The organism is Colwellia sp. 20A7 (genome assembly GCF_009832865.1).
In the GTDB taxonomy this organism is placed as follows: Bacteria; Pseudomonadota; Gammaproteobacteria; order Enterobacterales; family Alteromonadaceae; genus Colwellia.
In genome coordinates this window covers 605142-627358 of the sequence record NZ_CP047130.1, presented here as the reverse complement: position 1 = coordinate 627358, position 22217 = coordinate 605142, and the positions used below count along the sequence as shown (strand labels likewise).

23 protein-coding genes are annotated in these 22217 nt (G+C 37.7%); 8 read left to right on the top strand and 15 right to left on the bottom strand.

Features of this window, described 5'->3' with window-relative positions; translation table 11 throughout:
- Nucleotides 1–161 precede the first annotated feature (161 nt).
- Nucleotides 162–1544, bottom strand: a complete 1383-nt coding sequence (gene mpl, locus GQS55_RS02740; RefSeq protein WP_159817751.1) for a UDP-N-acetylmuramate:L-alanyl-gamma-D-glutamyl-meso-diaminopimelate ligase — start codon at nt 1542–1544, stop codon at nt 162–164.
- A 97-nt stretch (nt 1545–1641) separates the two neighbouring features.
- On the opposite strand from mpl, the gene GQS55_RS02735 reads away from it, so the two are divergent.
- From GQS55_RS02735 to GQS55_RS02705, 7 genes are all read left to right on the top strand, one after another.
- Complete coding sequence (locus tag GQS55_RS02735) at nt 1642–2880, top strand: YcbX family protein (protein ID WP_159817749.1); 1239 nt, start codon at nt 1642–1644, stop codon at nt 2878–2880.
- Between the two features lie 215 nt (nt 2881–3095).
- Entirely contained in the window at nt 3096–3689 is a 594-nt protein-coding gene (locus tag GQS55_RS02730) for an anthranilate synthase component II (protein WP_159817747.1), read from the top strand.
- Between the two features lie 131 nt (nt 3690–3820).
- Entirely contained in the window at nt 3821–4966 is a 1146-nt protein-coding gene (locus GQS55_RS02725; protein WP_159817745.1) for an HDOD domain-containing protein, read from the top strand.
- 334 nt (nt 4967–5300) lie between these two features.
- Nucleotides 5301–6515: an aspartate aminotransferase family protein gene (locus tag GQS55_RS02720; protein WP_159817743.1), complete on the top strand. Its 1215-nt coding sequence runs from the start codon at nt 5301–5303 to the stop codon at nt 6513–6515.
- Between the two features lie 76 nt (nt 6516–6591).
- On the top strand, nt 6592–7617 hold the full coding sequence (astA, locus tag GQS55_RS02715) for an arginine N-succinyltransferase (RefSeq protein ID WP_159817741.1): 1026 nt from the start codon (nt 6592–6594) through the stop codon (nt 7615–7617).
- A 26-nt stretch (nt 7618–7643) separates the two neighbouring features.
- Nucleotides 7644–9113, top strand: a complete 1470-nt coding sequence (gene astD / locus GQS55_RS02710) for a succinylglutamate-semialdehyde dehydrogenase (protein ID WP_159817739.1) — start codon at nt 7644–7646, stop codon at nt 9111–9113.
- A gap of 212 nt (nt 9114–9325) precedes the next feature.
- Nucleotides 9326–10123 carry a DUF1338 domain-containing protein gene (locus tag GQS55_RS02705; RefSeq protein WP_159817737.1) on the top strand — a complete coding sequence of 266 codons (798 nt, stop codon included), beginning with the start codon at nt 9326–9328 and terminating at the stop codon, nt 10121–10123.
- A 76-nt stretch (nt 10124–10199) separates the two neighbouring features.
- On the opposite strand, the gene GQS55_RS02700 is transcribed toward GQS55_RS02705, so the two are convergent.
- The 3 genes from GQS55_RS02700 to GQS55_RS02690 form a co-directional block, all read right to left on the bottom strand.
- Nucleotides 10200–10742 carry a hypothetical protein gene (locus GQS55_RS02700; RefSeq protein WP_159817735.1) on the bottom strand — a complete coding sequence of 181 codons (543 nt, stop codon included), beginning with the start codon at nt 10740–10742 and terminating at the stop codon, nt 10200–10202.
- Between the two features lie 67 nt (nt 10743–10809).
- Complete coding sequence (locus GQS55_RS02695; protein WP_159817733.1) at nt 10810–14118, bottom strand: M36 family metallopeptidase; 3309 nt, start codon at nt 14116–14118, stop codon at nt 10810–10812.
- Between the two features lie 203 nt (nt 14119–14321).
- Entirely contained in the window at nt 14322–14648 is a 327-nt protein-coding gene (locus tag GQS55_RS02690) for a hypothetical protein (RefSeq protein ID WP_159817731.1), read from the bottom strand.
- Between the two features lie 334 nt (nt 14649–14982).
- Here GQS55_RS02690 and GQS55_RS02685 point away from each other — a divergent pair, with 334 nt between their 5' ends.
- Nucleotides 14983–15357: a DUF3802 family protein gene (locus GQS55_RS02685; RefSeq protein ID WP_159817729.1), complete on the top strand. Its 375-nt coding sequence runs from the start codon at nt 14983–14985 to the stop codon at nt 15355–15357.
- Between the two features lie 85 nt (nt 15358–15442).
- Here GQS55_RS02685 and GQS55_RS02680 read toward each other — a convergent pair whose 3' ends face one another.
- The 11 genes from GQS55_RS02680 to rpsE form a co-directional block, all read right to left on the bottom strand.
- The gene (locus tag GQS55_RS02680) at nt 15443–16342 is read right to left on the bottom strand and encodes a phosphoribulokinase (RefSeq protein ID WP_159817727.1); all 900 of its coding nucleotides are present in this window, start codon (nt 16340–16342) and stop codon (nt 15443–15445) included.
- A gap of 171 nt (nt 16343–16513) precedes the next feature.
- A complete protein-coding gene (gene rplQ, locus GQS55_RS02675) occupies nt 16514–16918 on the bottom strand; it encodes a 50S ribosomal protein L17 (protein ID WP_159817725.1) in 405 nt (134 codons plus the stop codon).
- 44 nt (nt 16919–16962) lie between these two features.
- On the bottom strand, nt 16963–17952 hold the full coding sequence (locus GQS55_RS02670; protein ID WP_159817723.1) for a DNA-directed RNA polymerase subunit alpha: 990 nt from the start codon (nt 17950–17952) through the stop codon (nt 16963–16965).
- Nucleotides 17953–17980: 28 nt separating this feature from the next.
- Entirely contained in the window at nt 17981–18601 is a 621-nt protein-coding gene (rpsD, locus tag GQS55_RS02665; RefSeq protein ID WP_159817721.1) for a 30S ribosomal protein S4, read from the bottom strand.
- Between the two features lie 30 nt (nt 18602–18631).
- Nucleotides 18632–19021: a 30S ribosomal protein S11 gene (gene rpsK / locus GQS55_RS02660; protein ID WP_159817719.1), complete on the bottom strand. Its 390-nt coding sequence runs from the start codon at nt 19019–19021 to the stop codon at nt 18632–18634.
- A gap of 13 nt (nt 19022–19034) precedes the next feature.
- Nucleotides 19035–19391: a 30S ribosomal protein S13 gene (gene rpsM / locus GQS55_RS02655; RefSeq protein ID WP_159817717.1), complete on the bottom strand. Its 357-nt coding sequence runs from the start codon at nt 19389–19391 to the stop codon at nt 19035–19037.
- 193 nt (nt 19392–19584) lie between these two features.
- Nucleotides 19585–19698 carry a 50S ribosomal protein L36 gene (rpmJ, locus tag GQS55_RS02650; protein WP_130603190.1) on the bottom strand — a complete coding sequence of 38 codons (114 nt, stop codon included), beginning with the start codon at nt 19696–19698 and terminating at the stop codon, nt 19585–19587.
- Nucleotides 19699–19728: 30 nt separating this feature from the next.
- Nucleotides 19729–21069, bottom strand: coding sequence for a preprotein translocase subunit SecY (gene secY, locus GQS55_RS02645; protein WP_159817715.1), 1341 nt, complete (start codon nt 21067–21069; stop codon nt 19729–19731).
- Between the two features lie 8 nt (nt 21070–21077).
- Entirely contained in the window at nt 21078–21512 is a 435-nt protein-coding gene (gene rplO, locus GQS55_RS02640; RefSeq protein ID WP_159817713.1) for a 50S ribosomal protein L15, read from the bottom strand.
- A gap of 2 nt (nt 21513–21514) precedes the next feature.
- Complete coding sequence (gene rpmD / locus GQS55_RS02635) at nt 21515–21694, bottom strand: 50S ribosomal protein L30 (protein WP_159817711.1); 180 nt, start codon at nt 21692–21694, stop codon at nt 21515–21517.
- Nucleotides 21695–21700: 6 nt separating this feature from the next.
- Nucleotides 21701–22210 carry a 30S ribosomal protein S5 gene (gene rpsE / locus GQS55_RS02630; protein WP_159817709.1) on the bottom strand — a complete coding sequence of 170 codons (510 nt, stop codon included), beginning with the start codon at nt 22208–22210 and terminating at the stop codon, nt 21701–21703.
- Between the last annotated feature and the right edge of the window lie 7 nt (nt 22211–22217).

Here is a 22217-nt window from a genome sequence, read left to right as displayed (position 1 = left end):
TTATTTTTATGTGCCAAAACCATATATATATAATATAGTTTCAGATCATAGTGGAATAGCTTCAAGCTAAGCTTGATTGCATACAATATAATACAATCAATCTTAACTTTAAATGATAATCACCAAACAAGTCACTTGCTTAGCAAAGGGAGTAACGTGACCTATTTCAAGTGAAGACGTTGAAGTAATTTTTCGTGAATAGAACAGAATGAACCATTACTCATCACAACAATACTATCCCCAGCTTGCGCATAATTCGTAATTTCATTCACTAACTGATTAATATCATCTTCGACAATACAAGGCTGTTGACAGTTACTAATTAAATCACTGACTGACCACCTGACTTGTTCACCTTGAAATAAAAACACTTGATCCGCTTGAGCTAATGAACCAGGCAAGGTGTCTTGGTGTACACCAGATTTCATCGTATTAGAACGAGGCTCTAATACTGCAATAACACGGCCTGGAACATTATTACTATCAACTTGCGCTCTAACGCCGGCAAGGGTTTTAGCAATCGCTGTTGGATGGTGAGCAAAATCATCATAAACTTTAATTTGATTTACTGTGCCCCGTAATTCTAAACGTCGTTTAGTATTAACAAACTCGGCTAAAGCTTCAATAGCAATATGACTTGGTACTCCAGCATGTCTGGCTGCAGCAATAGCCATTAATGCATTATCAATATTAAAGTCGCCAATGAGTCCCCACTTAACAATGCCCTGTTCTTTACCATTAAAAGTAACAATAAATTCACTCCCATCAGCAACTATTTTATTAGCTTGCCAACCTTTATCACTGTCGCTTTTCTCTGTTGGGGTCCAGCAGCCCATTGCTAATGTTTCGTTAATCGCGCCTTCATTCTTTGGTGATAAAATTAAACCATTGCTAGGCACCATTCGGATAAGGTGATGAAATTGGCGTTGAATATCAGATAAATCATTAAAGATATCGCCATGATCAAACTCTAAATTATTGATAACTAATGTTCTTGGACGATAATGCACAAATTTAGAGCGTTTATCAAAAAAGGCGGTATCGTATTCATCGGCTTCAATAACAAAAAAAGGTGCATTGCCTAATCGCGCTGAACAATCAAAATTTTGAGGTACACCACCAATAAGAAAACCTGGCGATAATTGTGCGTACTCTAAAATCCAAGTAAGCATGCTACTCGTTGTTGTTTTACCATGTGTACCAGAGACAGCAAGTACCCAACAGTTTTTCAAAACATTTTCTAATAACCATTGAGGACCTGAAATATAGGGAATATTTCGGTCAAGTATATACTCCACCATCACATTACCACGAGACATAGCATTACCAATGATGACCAAATCTGGCTCATCATCAAAATGCTCTGTTTTATAGCCTTGCATTAATTCAATGCCAAGTTTTTCTAGTTGTGTACTCATTGGTGGGTAAACCTGAGCATCGCATCCTGTTACGCGAAAACCCAGCTCTTTCGCTAATGCTGCAATGCCGCCCATAAAGGTGCCGCAAATACCAAGAATGTGTATATGTTGAATTTTATTTGTCATGAGCCAAAAAAAGTACTGAAAGTAGGTGAAAGATTATAAGGGTTAATATAACGTATCCACTTATGACAAGTAAAAAAATATCGGACAATATACAGAAATGACAAAAGTTAGCAGTATTCATATTTACCCTATTAAATCGACAGCAGGTATAAGTTTACCTAATTCAAAGGTTCATGAGCTTGGATTAGCCTTTGATAGACGCTTTATTGTTTGCGATCCTTCAGGACAATTTATCACAGCGAGAACAGAGCCAAAGTTATGTTTGGTACAAACAACAATGACCAGTCAAGGATTAGTCTTGTCAGCACCTAATATGGAAGTGCTAACATTATCGTATAAAGAATTTACCGACCAATATCATAAAGTGACGGTTTGGGGTGATGAGGTTAATGGACAGTTTTGCTCGCAAAAAGCGAGTAACTGGTTTAGTGATTACTTACAACGACCTTGTGAACTATTGTATTTTGGCCAAAATTCTCACCGAGAAAAAAAGCCTAATACGGATGAATCAAGAAAAGTCGCTTTTGCTGATGGCTACCCTCTGCTACTTATTTCCCAAGCATCATTAAACGAACTTAATGAACGGCTGCTAGCTAACCCGCATAATAGCTTACAACAAGATGTTTCCATGGCACAATTTCGTCCAAATATTGTCGTTGATGACTGCCTTCCTTTTGCTGAAGATGGTTGGCAACATATTCGTATTGGTGAAGTAGAATTTAAAGTAAGTAAACCTTGTGAACGCTGTATATTTACTACAATTAATCCAACAAATGGTGAGAAACACCCACAGCAACAACCATTAAAAATGTTAAAATCATTTAGACGAGATGATAATGGTGAGGTGTTATTTGGTCAAAATTTAATAGCACTTAATAAAGGGACCATAAGCCAAGGTGATACATTAACCGTTTTAAGCACACAAAATCCGCCAACATTCATTAGTCCTAAAGCCACACAGGAGATAGATAATTTGCCGATAGATGATTTACCAAAAGATGATACCACTAACGATATTGTTACTCCTCCCGCAAACAAAAAATTAACCATTGCCTTTGAAAAATGGAACAAAAGCATCAAAGTATCTGCTTTAGACCAAGTAACCAACGAGAAAGCAAAAACACTACTAGAGCATGGTGAAGATGCTGGACTTATTTTACCTTACTCATGTCGCGCTGGCATGTGTGGTCGCTGTAGAGCAAAACTTATCAGTGGGGAAGTAAGACAAACCTTAATGGATGATAGTGGTGGCTTAACTGCACAAGAACATCAAGAAGGTTATATTTTATGTTGCTCATCAATCGCTATGAGTGATGTTGTAGTTAAGCATTCCTAATATCCTATTCAGCGTTATATAAACTAGCATTTAATAACTCTGCTAAGAAAGACTGTGCAAAATTAAGCACAAATAAGCCAAAATAAGGTTTTGAGTAGCATCAAAGCCTTATTTACAAACAATAGATAAAGATAGCCTTGTACAACTTTCTCACTTCCAACTTCTAGTTAAAAATATTAGAATAGCCCCGGTTTTCATGGCTAGGCTCATCCATTTTGTTATTAATGATAGATAATTACGACTCATTTACTTTTAATTTAGTGCATTACTTCCAAGCATTAGGGCAAGAAGTCAAAGTTTTTCGCCATGATGAAATTAGTATAGAGGAAATTACTCGCCTCAAACCTGATTATTTAGTTATCTCTCCAGGCCCCTGCGATCCAGACAATGCAGGCATATCATTAGCGGTAGTAGAAAATTTTGCGGGTAAAATTCCTTTACTCGGTGTTTGTTTAGGCCATCAATGCATTGCCCAACATTATGGCGCTAAAATAGTAAAAGCAAAAAAATTGATGCATGGTAAAACAAGTATTATTAGTCATAATGCTACTGGTTTATTTGAACAGCTCAAACCCTCTTTGCAAGTCACTCGATATCACTCACTGATAGTTGATCAAGCTTCTTTACCTAGTGAATTAGTAGTTACCGCTTGGAGTCTTGATGAACAAGGCAATAATGATGAAATAATGGCGTTACAACATAAAGAACTTGCCTTATGTAGTGTTCAATTTCATCCCGAATCAATTCTAACAGAGCAAGGCCAAGCTCTTTTGAAGAATTTTTTAACAATGTACTCTTCACAAGATTAGCTCTAAAAATTAAAGAAATTTTTTTTATCGCATTAATACTTTGATAACACAAACCAATCACCTTAGAATCAACCCTTACGTTATACTCTTTTAAAGTAAAAGAGTAACTTGTTATACATGAATCAAGCCTTATGCACTTCTTTGAAAACAACGACATAACTTCTACTATATACCAACAAGCGATTAGTTTATCTATAAGTAAAAGTTTTGCTGAGCAACGTCGAGGTAAAGTCAATCTCGTCGAATCTCAAGGTAGTGAGCAAAAAAATCGCCGTAGAAAGTTATTATCGGTAGAAGAAACTGCGCGGCAAGAAAAGATGGTCGCGGATCATGGCAAAGAACATTTTCGCCAACAAGTTATGGCGACATTTTTTGCACAAGTAAATAAACAAGTAAATGAAGAGTTTGATAATAAAGCCTACTTGTATACCAGTGTGCTCAATATTGAAGAAGAAGCACCAACAATCTTAGAACTACTTTCTTTACGCTCTACCTCTATTAATAAAATCAAGCCTCTAGCTACCTCACTGCCTTGGCTTGCAGGTGACTTAATAAGTTTAGTTAATAAGCCTCAATATCGAAAACGAGCCGATGTACAAGTTAGTGATGCTAAGCTTGCGCTTAGTTACATAGGCTTAGATAATTTAAAACTAGTCATGCCTACGTTTATTTTGAAGCATTGGTTACCAAAAAGCACTGCCCCTTTTAATTTAATGAAACGCAAGTTATGGAATGATAGTTTATCGCTCGCATTAGCTTCAAGCGTTCTTGCTGAGCACTCTGGCGCTAATACCTATATTGCCTTCGCTACCGGTATGTTGTCCAACCTTGGTCAATTAGCCATAACTCGCTGCTTTTTAAATACTTACAACCGAATGTACAAACAAGAATTACGAGACGCTTTTGATGCTAAAGATAAACCCTTGCATGATATTCTCGTTAAAATTGAAAACCCGCCTGAATTGTTGCTTGAACAATTAGTTTTACGTAGTAGTAAGCTATCCGCTGAATTAGTGGAATTTATGAACTTTGATCGCTTACCAATCACTGAGCCAATGTTTGACTTAGCTTATACTGACACCATTGATAAAATGTGCCCAATTGCACAAATAGTGACTAAGGCTAAAGCGTATGTTTGTTACCGTAACCTCGCCAAAGATAATTTAATAAATACGGAAGAAGCTTTAGCGCTTTTTGAGTCTGTAAAACTCAATAAAACTGAGCTTTCCTTGCTTAAAAAAAGTGATATTGACCATATAAAGTTAAAATTTAACTAGTTCCTTCTCTTTTTTACTAATTTATTTTTGATTATTTATTAAAAACATTAATAATCCATTTTTAGTAAGTCAACTCCCTGCCTTATACAAAGCTATCTTTTAATCGTTTTATTTCATGCAATAAATATTCATTATATTTGAATAAAACACGGTAGGCCTTTGTTTTTAATGGCTTGCGGTATTCACTAGCAAGACAGCGATAATTTTTCCTGTCATAATAACCTTCTGTTTTTGAAACACTGAACAATATTATTAGCACAAAAAATCAGTTTACTTATATACTAAAATGAGTGCTAAACAAACGAGTTACCCATCCAATTTTGAGGAGTTAAAAATGTCAGAACAGTTTTCTGTTAGTCGCGAGTTATTTGATGATGTCATGGTGCCTAACTACGCACCTTCAGCTGTTATACCAGTACGCGGTCAAGGCTCTCGAGTATGGGATCAACAAGACAATGAATATGTTGATTTTGCTGGTGGTATCGCAGTAAATTGTTTAGGTCATTGTCATCCTGCGCTTGTTGGTGCAATACAAGAGCAAAGTGAAAAAATTTGGCATTTATCCAATGTAATGACTAATGAACCAGCATTACGTTTAGCGAAAAAGCTAGTTGATAGCACATTTGCAGAAAAAGTATACTTTGCAAATTCTGGTGCTGAGTCAAATGAAGCGGCTTTAAAATTAGCACGCCGTTGGGCTATTGATGTTCACGGTAGCGATAAAACTCAAATCATAGCTTTTAACCAAGGTTTCCACGGACGGACTTTCTTCACCGTAACGGTAGGTGGCCAAGCAGCATATTCTGATGGTTTTGGTCCAAAACCAGGAGATATTGTACACGCAGAATATAATGATTTAGACAGCGTAAAAGCCCTTATTTCTGACAAAACTTGCGCCATAATGATCGAACCATTACAAGGTGAAGGTGGTATTGTTTCTCCTACTGATGAATTCATCAAAGGTGTACGTGAATTATGTGATAAACATAATGCATTATTGATTTTTGATGAAGTACAAACAGGAGCTGGCCGTTTAGGTTCACTTTATGCTTACATGGATCTTGGTGTAACACCTGATATATTAACCACAGCCAAAGGTTTAGGCGGCGGTTTCCCTATTGGTGCTATGTTAACAACTACTGACATTGCTAAGCATTTAAAAATAGGTACTCATGGTAGTACTTATGGTGGTAACCCATTAGCTTGTGCAGTGAGTGAAGCTGTAATTGATGTAATTAATACACCAGAAGTACTTAATGGCGTAAAAGCGAAAGCAAAAATTTTCGTTGACGGTTTACAAGCAATTAATACTAAATACAACGTATTTAAAGAAATTCGTGGTAAAGGGTTATTAATTGGTGCTGTATTAAATGACGAGTATCAAGGTAAAGCAAAAGAATTTTTAGTTGCCGCTATGGCTGAAGGTGTTATGACTTTAGTTGCAGGCGCTAGTATTGTTCGTTTTGCCCCTTCACTGATTATTCCTGATGAAGATATAGTTGAAGGTTTAGCGCGTTTTGAAAAAGCCATCGCCAAAATAACTTCATAATTCACATAGCTATTCAATACGCTTGCTACCTTACTTAAGGCTAGCAAGCACTTCTTTTAATCATCGAGAATTACTTATGATTATCATCCGTCCTATTAAAATGACTGATTATGACGACTTACATCGTATAGCTATTGAGTCTGGCCATGGTTTTACTTCATTGCCAGTTAATGAAGAAATACTTAGAAAACGTATTAGTCACTCAGAAGAGTCTTTTAAAACTCAAGTAAACCAACCTGGTAGCCAAGGCTACTTATTTGTGATGGAAGATATTGAAACAGGGCAAGTTGTTGGTACTGCGGGAATTGAAGCGGCTGTTGGCTTAGATAATGCCTTTTATCATTATCATTTGGGCAAAGTTGTCCATAGTTCACGTGAGCTAAATATCCACAATACCGTTGAAACACTTGCACTTTGCAACGATTACTCTGGTGCAACTGAAATTTGTACACTGTTCTTACAAGAAAGCCATAGAAAAAACAGCAATGGTCGATTTTTATCTCGCTGTCGATTTTTATTCATTGCTGAACATAAAGAGCGTTTTTCTGACTGTATCATTGCCGAAATGCGAGGAGTTAGTGATGAAAATGGCCAATCGCCATTCTATAGCTGGCTTGAAGAACACTTTTTATCTATTGAATTTACCAAAGCTGACTACTTAACAGGTATAGGCAATAAAGGCTTTATTGCTGAATTAATGCCTAAATATCCTGTTTATGTCAACTTACTTAGTAAAGAAGCGCAAAAGGTTATTAATAAGGTACATGATAATACCGTTCCTGCTTTACGCTTACTTGAAGCGGAAGGATTTTCTCGCCGTGGTTATGTTGATATTTTTGATGCTGGTCCAACAGTAGAAGCTGAGCGAAGCCAAATAAGAGCTATTCGTGAAAGTAATAAATACCAAGTACTTATTGACGACAACTGCGGAGAAGAAAGTAACCAAAAATATATTGTTTGCAACACACAAGTTGAAAACTTTAGAGCGACACAAGTTAAATTAATACTACGTGAAACAGCTAATCAGGTAGTTATCACCAATAAGGTTGCTCAAGCGTTACAAGTACAGAAAGATGACTGGGTTCGTCTTCTACCTAATTAATACCCTACTTTAAAATAGGAATAAATATGTCAAACGTTCAATTTATTAATGGTCAATGGCAACCAGGCTTAGGTCATGATGTCACCTCACTAAATCCGGCTAGAAATGAAGTTATCTGGCAAGGAAAAACTGCATCACCTGCACAAGTTGAACAAGCAATTAGTAGTGCGCGTGTTGCTTTTGAAAGTTGGTCTACTATCAGCTTTGATGAGCGTGTCGCTATCATCACTAAATTTGCAGAGCTCCTAACAGAGAACAAAGAACAGTTAGCCAACACTATCGCTTTAGAAACAGGTAAGCCTCGCTGGGAAACCTTAGGTGAAGTTGGTGCTATGGTAGGTAAAATAAACATTTCTCTTAATGCGTATAATGAACGCACAGGGACTGTTGAAAACCCTATGCCTGGTGCTAAAGCCTTTATTCGCCATAAACCTCACGGTGTTGTTGCAGTCTTTGGCCCTTATAATTTCCCAGGTCACCTGCCAAATGGCCATATTGTTCCTGCGCTTATTGCCGGTAATACAGTAGTATTTAAACCAAGCGAATTAACACCTAAAGTAGCTGAAGAAGTGATCAAGTTATGGCAAGCGGCAGGCCTTCCTGCTGGCGTTATTAACCTTGTACAAGGCGAGATAGAAACAGGTAAAGCACTAGCGAGCAATAAAATGATCGATGGGCTTTTCTTTACGGGTAGCTCTACCACTGGTCATTTATTACATGAACAATTTGGTGGTCAGCCGGGTAAGATTTTAGCATTAGAGATGGGTGGAAATAATCCACTTATCGTGAAAGATGTTAGCGATATAACCGCTGTTGTACACGATATCATTCAATCTGCCTTCGTCACTACAGGTCAACGTTGTACCTGTGCTCGTCGTTTGTTCATCGAACAAGGCGAACAAGGCGATGCGATTATGGCTAAGCTAATTGAAGCGACTAAAGCATTAACGATTGGTTATTATGATGATAATGAGCAACCTTTCATTGGCTCAATGATTTCTGAAAAAGCCGCTTTAGGTTTAGTGGATGCTCAGCAAAAATTACTTGATTTGGGTGCAACGTCATTACTTGAATTGAAGCATTTAGAAGCTAACACTGGTTTTATTTCTCCTGGCATCATTGATGTAACAGATATAGTTGCTGAAGTGCCAGATGAAGAATACTTTGGTCCTTTACTAAAAGTTTACCGCTATACCGATTTTGATGAAGCAATCAACGAAGGCAATAATACTGGTTTTGGTTTATCTGCAGGTTTATTAAGTGATAGTGAAGCATTATACAATCACTTCTTTACTCGTATCAGAGCAGGTATTGTTAACTGGAATAAACCAATCACAGGCGCCAGCAGTGCTGCACCTTTTGGTGGTATTGGCGCTAGTGGTAACCATAGAGCAAGTGCTTTTTATGCTGCAGACTATTGCGCTTACCCGGTTGCCTCAGTGGAAGCTGAAAAAGTTAGCTTACCTGCAACATTAAGCCCTGGTATCAAACTTTAGCAAGAACTTACTAATGAAACTTAAAGATACTTATATTTTTGCCAATAAAAGAGAAGAAGGGGTTCGCCCCTGCTTTTTTAAGAGTATCGATCAACTATAATTTTAGGTGGTAGCGTCAGTTATCACCTGATTTTCTTCTGAAAATTTTAACTGTTACGACTACCTTTTTTGTTTAATTTATATTAATTACCCAGATAAAAAAAGGAAAAATAATGACAGCTCCAGTAACTAAACTCTTTAATAATATTTGGCTACAGTATATCGCTGTAACACCTTCTGCAGATAAAATCCACCAGTTATTAGGTGATGGTAAAGACGTAATCAACGATCATGTTGCTTACCGTACTTTTGATATCGAGAAAGTTAATTTAAGCAAACTTGCTAATCATTTATTAGCTATTGGTTATACAGAATGTGGTCAATACGATTTTGCTGCTAAGAAATTAACAGCTAAGCATTTTGAGCATAGTGATAGCACTATGCCTAAAGTATTTATCAGTGAACTACGCGTTAAAGAATTTCCAGAAGCCATTCAAAAGATCATTCATTCATTGGTGGATAATTTACCAGAGAACATTAGCGAACAAGAAAACTTTTTATACTCTGGACGTCCATGGAAGATAAGTTCAACTGACTATAAAATATTACTAGCTGAAAGTGAATACGCTGCTTGGCTAGCTGCGTGGGGTTATCGAGCTAATCACTTTACCGTTAGTATTAATCACCTTAAAGGTTATGATTGTATTATTGCTGTTAATGACACATTGAAAGCAGCAGGATATAAATTAAACACCACTGGTGGTGAAATTAAAGGTGATGCAACTGTTATGTTAGAACAGTCATCAACATTAGCAGATAAAGCCTTAGTTGAGTTTAGCGATACAAGTATGGAGATCCCTAGCTGCTTCTACGAATTTGCTAAACGTTATCCAAAAGCTGATGGCGAGCTTTACACGGGTTTTGTTGCTGCGTCTGCGGATAAAATCTTTGAAAGCACTAATGCCGTTTAAGTAACAATAAAATAAACAGTAGAAATGCCAGCACTAACATTGTGTTGGCACTGATTATAATGATCAATGAATATAGTTAATACTCTGCTGCATTATTTCTTTTACCACTATAAACTAACTCCAATTCCACCTTAGTTATAGAATCATTTAACATCAACTCTTTATAAACAGCCATAAGATCATCGGTCTTGCTAGGCGTAAGTCTATAAGTATCTTTTGCTATTTTTAACTTATTTTTAATTGATACATTCGTTATGTTTTCTATTTTTGAAACTACCACAAATGTTCCGCGAATACTGGCTTTTTCTGATGAGGAAATACTACGAACCTCGCTACCTTTTTTAAGCTTACCACCACTAAAAAGGTATTTTTCACCATTAAAGAAAAGTGTTTTCTTATTTGTTCTTATCGGCTCTTTGGTGTTTTTCATCGCTGAATCTTTTACTGATGACATTGTTAATGACTCAACACGTTTCTTGATATCTGTATCATGATTTAATTTGACCTCTTTCTGCTCAGAAAGCTCGTCGTTACGCCTGCTCTCATCGTTCGATTGAGAACATGAAATAATTAAAAAATTAGTACAAAATAGAACCATTAATATGCTGTTTTTTTTCATTCGATACATTCCTCTATAAAAAAGCCAGCTAAACGCTGGCTTCTAAATTTAGCTTACTAACTAATACCTAGAACTTACGACGACGTAGTAATGCTAAAGGTAGTAACAATAATGTCAACAATGAAGTAGAACCACCACTAGAAGACTTTGTAGACTCAGTTACAGGAGTAGCAACATCATTAACAATTACAGTAATATCATTCATTACAGAATCAATACCATCACTTACTGTTAATGTTAATTCTACCTGACTTGAACCAGAAGTAACTTCAGGTGCAGTAAAGCTAGCACTTGCACTATCAGCTCCAATAATAACGACACCAGTATTTGAAGTTTCTACCCACGAATACGTTAACGTATCACCATTTGAATCGCTAGCTTGCGCGGTTAATGAAACATTAGTACCTTCATTTACCGTTTGAGATAAAACACTATCTGAAACGATTACTAGAGGTAAACGGTTATCACATGCAAAAGTATCGCCTGCTACAACATTTGAGAATATACTGTTTTGAATATTGGTAAATGTCATATCATCAATATACCAACCCGCATCAAAGCCAGAAAAAGGCTCAGGAATAAACGCAGAATCTGTTGCTACACGGAAACGGAATTCTACTTGGTTACCATTTAAGACCTCATCAAAATTAATGGTTTCGGTGCCATGGTTAGCTCCTGAAAACATAGCACGTCCAGCAATAGCGGCTTCTGTATCTTCAAGACCTATATCAGTATAACCATCACCTAAAAATTCACCTCCCATTGCAGTAACATCAGCCCAGTCACCACCATTAACTCTTATCTCAATTACTGCACCATCGAATTCTTCTTCTAAATTATATAGATGCCAGAAGCTAACCGTATATTCGCCATCATAGCCAACTGACATAGCACGTGTTTGATATGCGACATCTGAGGTAAAACTATTCGCTGTAGCCGAAATCATTCCATCAGTTTCATCCCATTGATCTAGACCCCAAGTACCAATAGCAAGATCGCCACCAGCGATAACTGTTTCGGTAAAGTCATGTAAACGAGATAAGGTATTAAAGTCTTCTGTTTGTGAAGTTCCTACTAACTCGCGAGTTTCAAAATCTACATTAACTGTTGTTGATAATAGGTATTCAGATGCTTCAGCACCATCAAGAAGATCAGGGATAAATTTAAGGACTAATTCATCACCAGTATTTGCTTCATTAAGCGTAAATTCAATAGGTGCGCTCGTAGCTGATCCGAATATTGCTATATCACCTAACGTCACAACACCTTCATTAGCAAATGTTACATCATGACCACTTTCAACAATAACTTTACCTGTAATGTCAGTTAAGTCTGAATTACCACCATTTTGGATTGTAAAACTAACAGTACCTGTTTCACCTTTATCTAAAATATTATCATTAGAACAATAACCAGAAATTAGCCCTTCATAATTGGCATTTACTTTGTGCTCTGTTACATAAAAAGTATCTAAGTCAGTTTTATATGATTCAACTACACCAGTATGATCAGTTGAAAAACGGCTTGGCGATATTGCACCTAATCCCATACCTCGACGGGCAAAGGCAGAAAGAATTAGTTTATAATCTTCTGGATCATTAGCATAAGCAGCGGCTAACAAGGCATCACGACCTTCAGTAAAAGTAGGTGCCAAAGGCATCATCTTATAACCAGCAACAAGATAATCTTTCATTAAATCTTTAGCTTCAACAAAAGTATGGCGATCATCATTAACCATCGCAATAAATGAATCCCACAACATAGCAGCATATACTGCACCGGAGCCATGTACTTCAGGATCCACTTCAACATCAGCGAATGTAGATGGGTTAATCTCCATATTTGTTGAATAAGGATATTGACGAATACCAGCTACAAAACTAGCAACATAAGTTGTATCACCGTAACCACCAGCATAATTTTCATTTCCTACTACTAAGTTGTCATCTGCATCAGAAGCAAATAATAAAGCATGGAAATCACCAAAACCTTCACCCATTGACGTTGCTTGGTTACTACTTAAACCAGAACCATTACCCACTAGGCGATTACTAATATAATGGCCCCATTCATGAGCAACAATAGCATTATCCCAAGAACTCCCCTTAAAGACTTGTGATAAGTCTTTCTTGAATATATCAACAGAGACCGTTTGACCAGTATTTAGTAATGAATAAATTGTAGCGCCTTCATTTTGTGAAATACCCATACTTGGAATGCTAACAGTTTCATCACTTCCTCCCATTGGAGCCGGTTCATCACCATCAGCATTGTTAGCCACAAGCACAGCAATCGCACCAGCGTTTTGAGCATTTTTAACTTTATCGGCAAAGTTACAAGCACCACGATCTATAACAGCAATATTGCCAGCAATAGCATCACTATTAACGGTTTCTGCACAACCATCACGACTAGGATCTGTGCCATCATCAATAATGACTAAATCTCCCGACACAGAAAAAATATCAGGACCAAAACTTGGAAATTGAACATTAGCAAGTAAACCAATACTTGAATGCGAAGTAACAGTTACACCATAATCCACACCGTTTACGACAGGAGTTGTATTCCAAAGATACATTTGCATACGTGGAGAGTAACCATCCGCTGGCGTTGACATGTTGGCATTATCAAAGCCAGAGTTATCTTGAACTTCTACATTAAGGGCATCACCTTCAACACCACCACGGCCATAATTTAATACTTGGGCATTACCCGATTCTTCATCAAAGCCATGATCATAATAATCATCATGTAAATAGTTATTCATTAAAAATAAATTTACAATTGCGGCTTTACGATTATTAACAGAATTCTCGGCCTCTGTATCATCATACATATAATCAAAAGTATTGGCACTAGTCACTTCTGCCATGTAATCGCCATTAGTAAAGCCTTGAGGTGCGATAGCATCAACATAAGCAGTAACGTTATTACCAGCAGTAGTTTCAGGATCACTACCTAATGGAGCAGGCATAACATTACCATGTGGGCTATCCCATGGTTTGCCATCGCCATCAGCATAAATACGATAGTTAAAATCAGCAGCATGACTTGTTAAATTCTTTTTAAATAGTATTTTTCCTGTTTCCGCCGATACTACATAACTAAAGTATTCTGAATTATTACTATCAAAATCACCCGTTTCTACTTCTACGTAATGTGCTGCGACTAATTCACCTTTAGCTTCAAAGAAAACTTTTTTAGCACGAGGTTCACCTATAATGATCTTAGCGTTAGAGGTATTAGTAACTTCGTATTTATCATACTTATCATTTGATACCTTAGCCACAAGGTTTACTGAGTCAATATCACCACCTTGTGCTACAAATACTGCATTAATTGACTTAATAGAACTGCCAAAAGCCTTATCCATATCTTTTATAGCAGCTAAAGTAGCTTTGTTGCTTTTTGTCCAAGTAAATAACCTGATGATGCGACTAGGTTAAAATCACGATCCATCATGATGTTATATTCACTATTCACTATTGAAAACTTCAATTCCGGCAACTTCTTCTTTATATTTCGCAACTTTAGCTCCACGGCCTAGGTCATGAATATTTAATAAAGTAGTATCTACTAAACCTTTGCTGTTTTTTTAGCGCCAGTTAATTGGTTTAAATAAAAATCAGCTGCAAATGTATTTTGATGCTCTGGCGCAATTGCGCTGACATTAGGTTTCAGCGCTTTTTTAGTTGCCCATTGAAAGGTTGTTTTACCTAATTGTGCGTCGAACTGATTTGTCATACCGCTAATAGAAACCCTATTATCATAAGTTTGTGTAAGCGTATTTTGAGGTGATTTTATTTTTTCAGGTGTACTAAGCGTGGTTGCTAAACTAACCGTTGTCGTTGTACTTAATGCTAAGCTAACAAAACGTGCAACGAGTGATTTATTCAGATTCATGTCAATTCCTTCTATATAATTATTATTTTTTCATCGCAAATGACTAATTCATTTGCCTTTTTTATTGGGGAGCAACCGGCACCCTAAATTAAAACAGATGCTAAATATACACGACTCAAACATATAGATTACATTTGTTTACAATTAATCGTATCTAAATATTTACAAAAAAGACATTAGAGCATGATTTTTTTTTGAAAAAATTATCTATAATTTTCAGTGGATTACTTTTTTATTTACCTATAAAAAAAATCAAAAACAGTTTAACAATTGATTTATACAATAAAAAAATTGTACAGTTATAGTTATCACTATAAAGGTTAATAGCATTATTATGGTTACAGACAATGAAGGTTACATCCATTTAATTGAGTATCTAACAGAGCACTTAAGTTTATTCGAAAATAAACTGACTAAGAGTACTAATTCTGAGACCATTATGGCGGTAATTGAGCTTGAATTAAGTGAGCAAATAATAGCTGTATGTGGTCAAAATAAAAACTTATCTTTCAACCAACGTAATGCCATTATTCGTGAAGTTGATTCTATTGTGTATGATCTCGAAGAGGTTTTATCTGGAGCAGTCAATAACCCTGTAACAGAACAGCAAGCTAGGTTTATAAAAGAATTTGCAATGTTAATCAAAAATTTATTCGATACTGAAATTAATAAATTACTCTCGGAAAACGTAGAAAACCACAAGATGTGAGATTAACTTCAGTTGCATTCTTATCAGCAAATTAATTTTATATTAAATTAAGTCTTCAGAGTATATTAGAGGCGAACGACACCACCTATAGATCACTCATCCAATCGAGTTGTTTGTTAGCTTGTGTTTTTCTTTCCATTAGATCTCGAATTAATGGCGTCAAAATTAACTCCATAGCTAGCCCCATTTTACCACCAGGTACTACTAATGTACTGACTCTTGACATAAAAGAGCCATCTATCATTCGTAGATAATACTGAAAATCGACATTCTTCATTTCACGAAAACGTATAACAACAAAGCTTTCATCTAAACTCGGAATACCTTTTGCACTGAAAGGGTTTGAAGTATCTACCGTTGGGACACGTTGAAAGTTAATATGCGTACGTGAAAACTGTGGTGTAATAAAAGATATATAGTCTTCCATACTCCGCACTATACTAGCGGTAACGGCTTCACGAGTATGACCTCGTTTCTTCGTATCACGAACAATTTTTTGAATCCACTCTAGGTTAACAATAGGCACCATACCGATAAGTAAATCTACGTGCTTAGCAACATTGTTATCAGGTGTAACTACACCGCCATGAAGCCCTTCATAGAAGAGTAAGTCTGTTCCCTCACCTATCTCGTCCCAAGGAGTAAAAGTACCAGGCATTTGATTATAAGGCACAGCTTCGTCGAAAGTATGAAGGTAACGTCGTGTCATCCCACGACCTGTCTCACCATAATTACGAAATAACTTCTCAAGTGCGCCAAAGTCATTGGCTAAATCACCAAAATAACTGATATTAGAATGGGTTTCTTTCGCTTTGCGTTTTTCAAGGTCCATTTCTGGGCGTGAAAAGCGATGAAAACTGTCCCCTTCAACATTGACAGAGTTAATGCCTAAGGTTCTAAACATATGTTCAAATGCAGCAGTTGTTGTAGAAGTGCCTGCACCAGAGGAGCCAGTTACAGCAATAATTGGATTTCGAGATGACATGTATACTGGGCTCACATATTAGTACTAAATGATGTTATTAATCACTTCAATTAGTATAAGCTAAAAAGTAAGGTATTTTATACGGGGAAATATAGCGAACGTCAAGAAACAAAAAACCGAGCCAAGGCTCGGTTTTTAATTCTTATAAAAGAATGAAACTTAAACTAATGCTTAAGCTTCTGCTGATTCTTCAACTTCTTCAACAGCGTCTTCAACTGCTGGGCGGTCTACTAATTCAACATAAGCCATAGGAGCTTTATCACCAGTACGGAAACCACATTTTAAAATGCGAGTGTAACCACCTGGACGTTCTTGGTAACGTGCACCAAGTTCGTTAAATAAAATACCTACTACTTCTTTGTCTTGTGTACGAGCAAATGCTAAACGACGATTTGCAACACTGTCGGTTTTAGCCAATGTAATCAAAGGCTCTACAACGCGACGTAGTTCTTTAGCTTTAGCTACAGTCGTTTTGATAACGCCGTGCTTAACTAAAGAGCTTGCCATATTGCGGAACATCGCTTGGCGATGACTGCTATTACGGTTTAACTGGCGACCACTTTGACGATGACGCATGTGTTAATCCTTCTTAAAAAACTATTAAAAAAACGATGATCGAACTAGTCGTTGTCAACAATGCTTTCTGGTGGCCAGTTTTCTAGGCGCATGCCTAGAGATAGACCACGAGATGCTAACACGTCTTTGATTTCAGTTAATGACTTCTTACCTAAATTAGGCGTTTTAAGAAGCTCAACTTCAGCACGTTGTACTAAATCACCAATATATTGAATTGCTTCTGCTTTTAAACAGTTAGCTGAACGAACAGTTAATTCTAGATCATCAACAGGACGAAGTAAGATTGGATCGAACAATGGTTTTTCTTCCACTTGCTCTACTTCTTTAATATCACGAAGTTCAACAAACGCATCAAGCTGTTCAGCAAGAATAGTTGAAGCACGACGGATAGCTTCTTCCGGATCCAATGTACCATTGGTTTCCATATCTAAAACTAATTTGTCTAAATCTGTACGTTGTTCAACACGTGCAGAATCAACATCATAAGCAATTCTAACTACAGGACTGAATGAGGCATCAACCAACAAACGACCAATAGCTCGATCTTCTTCCTCGGCATCACGGCGCGCTGAAGCAGGTACGTAACCACGACCCATTTCAATTTTGATGCGCATGCTGATAGAACCTTCACCTGTTAAATTACAGATTACATGATCTTGATTTACAATTGTAACATCGCCATCATGTTGAATATCAGCTGCCGTTACAGGGCCTTCACCAGACTTAGTTAAGGTTAGAACTGCTTCATTCTTACCTTCTAATAAAACAGCAAGCCCTTTAAGGTTTAACAATATTTCGATGATGTCCTCTTGAACACCTTCTTTACTACTGTACTCATGTAAAACGCCATCAATTTCAACTTCAGTTACGGCACAACCCGGCATTGAAGATAAAAGAATACGACGTAACGCATTACCTAAAGTGTGACCAAAACCACGTTCTAATGGCTCTAAAGTTACCTTAGCACGACGAGGGCTAATATTTTCAATACCAACCATGCGTGGTCTAAGGAATTCGGTTACAGAACCCTGCATATATGTCCTCTCTTAAAGTGTAACTTTACTACTTAGAGTAAAGTTCAACAATCAACTGTTCATTAATTTCAGCAGATAAGTCAGCTCTATCAGGAACACGTTTAAATGTACCTTCAAGTTTTTTGTTATCAACTTCAACCCAAAGTGGTTTTTCACGTTGGTCGGCTAAATCTAAAGCAGCGATAATACGCGCTTGAGTTTTAGACTTCTCACGAACAGAAACCACATCTTCAGCTTTAACAGTGAAAGATGGAATATTTACTACTACGCCGTTTACCACGATAGCCTTATGGCTAACTAATTGACGAGCTTCAGCACGAGTGCTTGCATAGCCCATACGGTAAACTACGTTATCTAAACGTGTTTCTAAAAGTTGTAACAAGTTTTCACCTGTATTACCTTTTAGACGTGCCGCTTCTTTGTAGTAATTACTGAATTGTTTTTCAAGTACGCCAAAAATACGACGAACCTTTTGTTTTTCACGAAGTTGAACACCGTAGTCTGACAAACGACCGCGACGAGCGCCGTGTTGACCTGGTATTGTTTCGATTTTACATTTAGTGTCTATTGCTCTAACACCGCTTTTAAGGAACAAATCTGTACCTTCGCGGCGACTAAGTTTTAACTTAGGACCTAAATATCTAGCCATTTTCTTTCTCCAACTATCCTAAATAAACGATTAAACGCGACGTTTCTTAGGAGGACGACAACCATTATGAGGAATAGGTGTAACGTCAGTAATGTTGGTGATTTTAAAACCAGCAGCATTTAAGGCACGGATAGCAGATTCACGACCTGGACCTGGACCTTTAACGAACACTTCAATATTCTTCAAACCAAACTCTTTTGCAGTAGCGCCTGCGCGGTCTGCAGCTACTTGCGCAGCAAAAGGGGTAGATTTACGTGAACCACGGAAACCTGAACCACCAGCAGTCGCCCAAGATAATGCATTACCTTGACGGTCTGTAAGAGTCACGATTGTGTTGTTGAAAGAAGCATGAATATGAGCCATGCCATCAGCAACTTGTTTTTTTACGCGTTTACGCGTACGTACGGGTGTTTTAGCCATTGTCTAGTCCCTCTTACTTCTTAATTGGCTTACGAGGACCTTTACGGGTACGCGCATTTGTTTTAGTGCGTTGACCACGTAAAGGAAGACTGCGACGATGGCGTATGCCACGGAAACAACCTAAATCCATAAGACGTTTAATGTTCATTGAAACTTCACGGCGTAAATCACCTTCTACGGTAAATTTATCCACTTCAGCGCGTAGCAAATCAATTTTTGCTTCGTCTAATTCACTGATCTTCGTTGATTCTTCGATACCTGCTGCCGCACAAATAGCTTTTGCACGGGTAGCGCCGATACCGTAAATCGCAGTAATGGCGATTACTGCATGCTTACGATCAGGGATGTTAATGCCAGCGATACGGGCCACTAACACATCTCCTTTAAATAATTAAAATTACATTGGTTGGAAAGCCCGTTAGGATACCCAACCATTCTCGTTTTTCGCAAATCGAAGCGGCATTATACAGAATTATCCGCACAATGCCACTCCTAAAAGATTTCACTAGTTATTATTGAGAATTAGACAAAGCAAACTTGCCGATTATTACTCAATAAATAGACTAACCTTGTCTTTGTTTGTGCTTTGGTTCAGAACAAAGAACGCGTATAACGCCTTTACGCTTAACCACTTTACAATTACGACAAATCTTTTTTACGGATGCACGTACTTTCATTTTATACTCCGTTAACTAAAATAGCCCGGTCTAACGACCGTGACCTTTTAAGTTTGCTTTTTTAAGTACATTGTCATATTGATGAGACATCATATGCGTTTGTACTTGTGCCATAAAGTCCATAATCACAACCACGATAATCAATAATGATGTACCGCCAAAATAGAACTGTACGTCCCATGCTATGATCATAAACTGTGGAACCAAACAGACAAAGGTAATATACATCGCACCAGCTAGGGTTAAACGAGTCATTACTTTATCTATATATTTGGACGTTTGTTCACCCGGACGAATCCCTGGTATGAACGCACCTGACTTTTTCAAGTTATCTGCTGTTTCACGCGGATTGAAAACCAATGCCGTATAAAAGAAACAGAAAAATATAATTGCTGCTGCTAACATTAAAACATACAAAGGTTGCCCTGGCGACATCGCCTGAGATACACCTTGTAAGAAATCAGCTACAGGGCCTTCACCTTGTCCAAACCAGCTCGCAAGCGTGCCAGGGAACAAAATAAGGCTAGAGGCGAAGATTGGTGGGATAACACCCGCCATATTCACTTTCAATGGTAAATGCGTGCTTTGCGCCGCAAAAACCTTACGGCCTTGCTGACGTTTAGCATAGTTAACAACGATTCGTCGTTGACCACGCTCTACAAACACTACTAAGAAAGTCACTGCAAATACTACAGCGCCAATAAGCAATAATACTAATAAGTGCAATTCACCTTGACGCGCCATCTCAGCTGTTTGACCAACAGCCGATGGCATGCCAGCAACAATACCTGCAAATATAATGATTGAAATACCGTTACCAATACCACGTTCAGTAATTTGCTCACCTAACCACATTAAAAACATGGTACCAGTAACCAAACTAACTACCGCAGTAAAATAGAAACTAAAGCCAGCATTAATTACTAGCCCTTGCATCATATCCGGTAAACTTCTCGCAATCGCAATCGACTGTACTGTTGCTAGAACTAATGTGCCGTAGCGTGTGTATTGACTGATCTTACGACGTCCAGCTTCACCTTCTTTCTTAAGCTCTGCAAACTTTGGACTAACCACAGTTAACAGTTGCATAATAATTGAAGCTGAGATGTACGGCATAATACCTAAAGCCAATACCGAGGCTCGCTCAAGTGCACCACCAGAGAACATGTTAAACATCTCTACAATGGTGCCCTTTTGTTGTTCAAAGAACTGAGCTAATACAGCGGCGTCAATACCAGGGATTGGTACAAATGATCCTAAGCGTAGCACTACTAATGCAATGAATACGAACCATAATCTTTGTTTCAGCTCAGACAAACCGCCTGCGCCTTTACTTCCCTTTTGAGAAGCGTCCATTCCTGGTGTAGCCATAATCTGTATTATTCCTCGATGTTACCACCGGCAGCTTCAATAGCTACACGAGCACCTTTAGTTACGCCTAAACCGCGAACAGTGATCTTACGAGTAATCTCGCCAGACAGCATAATTTTTGCTGTTTCAATGTTACGGCTGATTAGACCAGCATCTTTTAACGCGTGAATATCAACAACATCACCTTTAATAAGATTTAATTCATGTAAACGAACTTCAGCGCGAACTAAAGATTTACGTGAAGTAAAACCAAATTTAGGTAAACGTTGTTTCAATGGCATTTGTCCACCTTCAAAACCAGGACGTACACTACCGCCAGAACGAGACTTCTGACCTTTGTGACCACGACCACCAGTTTTTCCGATACCTGAACCGATACCACGACCACAGCGTTTTTTAGTTTTATTAGATCCCGGTGCAGGGGATAAAGTATTTAAATGCATTATTAATCCTCCACCTTAATCATATAAATAACCTTGTTTATCATACCACGTACAGATGGAGTATCTTCTAACTCAACTGTATGATTGATACGACGTAAACCAAGGCCTTTTAATGTAGCTCTATGTTTCGGTAAACGACCGATAGAACTTTTTATTTGCGTTACTTTAACTGTTTTAGACATGTCTAATTACCCCAGTATTTCATCAACGCTAAGACCGCGTTTAGCTGCCATACCTTCTGGCGAATGCATATTCGTCAGGGCTGAAACAGTAGCACGAACTACGTTAATTGGGTTAGTAGAACCGTATGCTTTTGACAATACGTTCTGAACGCCTGCAACTTCAAGTACTGCACGCATCGCGCCACCGGCGATGATACCTGTACCTTCAGAAGCTGGTTGCATGTAAACTTTAGAACCTGAATGCTTGCCAATAATGACATGCTGAAGAGTAGTACCCTTCAAGTCTACGTTTACAATGTTACGATGCGCTTTTTCCATTGCTTTTTGGATTGCAGCAGGCACTTCACGTGCTTTACCGTAGCCAAAACCAACGCGACCGTTACCGTCACCAACTACTGTTAGTGCTGTAAAACTGAATATGCGACCACCTTTAACCACTTTTGAAACACGGTTAACGGCGATTAGCTTTTCAGCCATATCACTTTGTTGTGAGTTTTCTTGATTATGATTTGCCATTATCAAC

Excerpts from the sequence above, each read along its gene's own strand:
- rpsE (WP_159817709.1), bottom strand. The coding sequence starts at position 22,210 with ATGGCAAATCATAATCAAGAAAACTCACAACAAAGTGATATGGCTGAA.
- GQS55_RS02700 (WP_159817735.1), bottom strand. The coding sequence starts at position 10,742 with ATGAAAAAAAACAGCATATTAATGGTTCTATTTTGTACTAATTTTTTA.
- secY (WP_159817715.1), bottom strand. The coding sequence starts at position 21,069 with ATGGCTACACCAGGAATGGACGCTTCTCAAAAGGGAAGTAAAGGCGCA.
- GQS55_RS02685 (WP_159817729.1), top strand. The coding sequence starts at position 14,983 with ATGGTTACAGACAATGAAGGTTACATCCATTTAATTGAGTATCTAACA.
- GQS55_RS02735 (WP_159817749.1), top strand. The coding sequence starts at position 1,642 with ATGACAAAAGTTAGCAGTATTCATATTTACCCTATTAAATCGACAGCA.
- GQS55_RS02670 (WP_159817723.1), bottom strand. The coding sequence starts at position 17,952 with ATGCAGGGTTCTGTAACCGAATTCCTTAGACCACGCATGGTTGGTATT.
- rplQ (WP_159817725.1), bottom strand. The coding sequence starts at position 16,918 with ATGCGTCATCGTCAAAGTGGTCGCCAGTTAAACCGTAATAGCAGTCAT.
- GQS55_RS02695 (WP_159817733.1), bottom strand. The coding sequence starts at position 14,118 with ATGGATAAGGCTTTTGGCAGTTCTATTAAGTCAATTAATGCAGTATTT.
- GQS55_RS02680 (WP_159817727.1), bottom strand. The coding sequence starts at position 16,342 with ATGTCATCTCGAAATCCAATTATTGCTGTAACTGGCTCCTCTGGTGCA.
- GQS55_RS02690 (WP_159817731.1), bottom strand. The coding sequence starts at position 14,648 with ATGAATCTGAATAAATCACTCGTTGCACGTTTTGTTAGCTTAGCATTA.
- mpl (WP_159817751.1), bottom strand. The coding sequence starts at position 1,544 with ATGACAAATAAAATTCAACATATACACATTCTTGGTATTTGCGGCACC.
- GQS55_RS02720 (WP_159817743.1), top strand. The coding sequence starts at position 5,301 with ATGTCAGAACAGTTTTCTGTTAGTCGCGAGTTATTTGATGATGTCATG.
- rpsK (WP_159817719.1), bottom strand. The coding sequence starts at position 19,021 with ATGGCTAAAACACCCGTACGTACGCGTAAACGCGTAAAAAAACAAGTT.
- GQS55_RS02705 (WP_159817737.1), top strand. The coding sequence starts at position 9,326 with ATGACAGCTCCAGTAACTAAACTCTTTAATAATATTTGGCTACAGTAT.
- rpmD (WP_159817711.1), bottom strand. The coding sequence starts at position 21,694 with ATGTCTAAAACAGTTAAAGTAACGCAAATAAAAAGTTCTATCGGTCGT.
- GQS55_RS02725 (WP_159817745.1), top strand. The coding sequence starts at position 3,821 with ATGCACTTCTTTGAAAACAACGACATAACTTCTACTATATACCAACAA.
- rpsD (WP_159817721.1), bottom strand. The coding sequence starts at position 18,601 with ATGGCTAGATATTTAGGTCCTAAGTTAAAACTTAGTCGCCGCGAAGGT.
- astA (WP_159817741.1), top strand. The coding sequence starts at position 6,592 with ATGATTATCATCCGTCCTATTAAAATGACTGATTATGACGACTTACAT.
- rpmJ (WP_130603190.1), bottom strand. The coding sequence starts at position 19,698 with ATGAAAGTACGTGCATCCGTAAAAAAGATTTGTCGTAATTGTAAAGTG.
- rplO (WP_159817713.1), bottom strand. The coding sequence starts at position 21,512 with ATGCATTTAAATACTTTATCCCCTGCACCGGGATCTAATAAAACTAAA.
- astD (WP_159817739.1), top strand. The coding sequence starts at position 7,644 with ATGTCAAACGTTCAATTTATTAATGGTCAATGGCAACCAGGCTTAGGT.